Origin of the sequence: Franconibacter sp. IITDAS19, assembly GCF_023079515.1 — a bacterium.
Taxonomy (GTDB): domain Bacteria; phylum Pseudomonadota; class Gammaproteobacteria; order Enterobacterales; family Enterobacteriaceae; genus Franconibacter; species Franconibacter pulveris.
In genome coordinates this window covers 1-1,197 of the sequence record NZ_JALJCP010000016.1, presented here as the reverse complement: position 1 = coordinate 1,197, position 1,197 = coordinate 1, and the positions used below count along the sequence as shown (strand labels likewise).

Annotated in this window: 1 protein-coding gene; it reads right to left on the bottom strand. The window is 67.1% G+C overall.

All coding sequences use genetic code 11. The features are described from left to right. Positions 1-1,182 (bottom strand): O-antigen ligase family protein (locus tag MT962_RS22170; RefSeq protein WP_247366414.1); only part of this gene is annotated, 1,182 nt, incomplete at its 3' end. Positions 1,183-1,197: the final 15 nt, after the last annotated feature.

Genomic DNA, 1,197 nt, shown 5'->3' with positions numbered 1-1,197 from the left:
CACGCCCAGGCGCAGCAGCAGCAGGAACAGCCCGAAGTGAATGAACGACTGGTAAAACGGGTACTCCAGGTTCAGGTGCGCCAGCAGCGGCACAATCAGCAGCGCGTATGCCAGCGTTGCGCGGCGGGTTTTCAGGGCGCGGATGAGCATCCTTACCCAGCCCGCGAACAGCACGAGCATGCCCGCCAGCGCCGTGATGCCGCCCTGGAACCAGGCGTACAGCAGCTCGTTGTGCGGGTGGGTGACCGGCACGCGGAAGGTGTAACCCGGGTGCGCCAGCAGCCAGCGGCTGAAGGCGTACTCAAACGTGCCGTAGCCCCATCCCGCCCACGGGTGCAGCATTATCATCTGCCAGGTGATGTGCAGGATATGCCGGCGCTCCTGCGTGGAGCCGGCGTAATCCCGCGCCATCAGGAACGGTTCGCCGTTGACCAGCACCGTGACGTGCTGTGTGATGTACCAGCCCGCCCAGGCGCTGAGCGCCATCACGGCCAGCGCCGCGCCTGCACGGAGGGCTTTTCCCCGCCCGGCAACGGCGCAGAGCGCGGCAATGACGGCGACAGCGCCGACAGCCCCGGCGCGGGACTGGTTCAGGGCCAGCACAAACGCAAGCACGCCGAGGCCTGCGGTTATCAGCACAGCGGTTATCCCCCTGGCGCGCCGTTCCGTCAGCAGCAGCAGGAAGCCGCAGCCGGCGCCGGTGGCGAGAAAGCTCGCCAGCAGGTTCACCTGCTGGAAAATGCCGTAGGGGCGGCCCTGGTTGCGCAGCCAGTCGAACTCATACAGCCGGGCGGCGAGGTGCGGGCAGAAGGCCTGCAGCAGGCCGCTGCCCGCCTGGCCCAGCGCCAGCACAAACACCGCCAGCAGCGCCGCGCGCCGGTGGCGTGGCGTGAACGGCAGGCGCAGCAGCGCCAGCCACAGCAGGAGCGCCGCCAGCAGCACCCACACGCCGGGGTTGCCGCGCGCCTGCAAAAGCCATGGCAGCAGGAGCAGCAGCCCGCCCGCCAGCAGCAGCGGCTGGCGCTCCGCCCCGCCTTTGTTATGCCGCCACGCCAGCACCATCACCACCAGCCCCAGCCAGCAGAGAAACGTGAGGTTAAAAGGCAACGCCACGCCGGACCCGCCGGAGTCGGGAATATAAAACAGCGTCAGGCAGAGTAATAATAACAGCAGGGTTTTCATTTGATATTCACAATA